Below are 417 nucleotides of genomic sequence, written 5' to 3'. Positions count from 1 at the left end.
GTGGCGTAACAACCGGGGACACACACCCTTTTTGAAGCCACTATTGCTTTTCGGTGTTCCGCGCTTAGTTCAGGGATCCCGTAATCCCACCCGTCCATCGTCCTGTGGGCCGTACTCGCGTCAATTACCCTGGTTTCAGGATTCTGAACCAATGACACCGACTCCTTCGCGGCGTCATCGGGAAGGCAGAGGAACACAAGATCCGCCCGGTTGATGTACGAGCTTCGTTCCTTTGGATCCGTCCGTTTTTCAGGATCAATCGCCAGAATCTCAATATCGTTTCGATTTTTCATTCGTTCATTGATTTCCAGCCCCGTGGTGCCTTCCTGCCCATCAATGAAAATTCTGTATCTTCCCATAAATTCTCCTATTCCCCATTCACTATTCCCCATTCCCCATTCCCTATTCAATCATTGT

Annotated in this window: 1 pseudogene; it reads right to left on the bottom strand. The window is 49.6% G+C overall.

From position 1 onward, the window contains the following. A pseudogene (locus ACYVRH_RS14780) lies at positions 1-359 on the bottom strand (N-acetyl-gamma-glutamyl-phosphate reductase); the annotation flags it as partial. Positions 360-417 lie beyond the last annotated feature (58 nt).

It is taken from the genome of Treponema sp. R80B11-R83G3 (genome assembly GCF_054786115.1).
The sequence above is the reverse complement of the archived record's forward strand: the minus strand, read 5'-3'. Positions and strand labels throughout refer to the sequence as shown.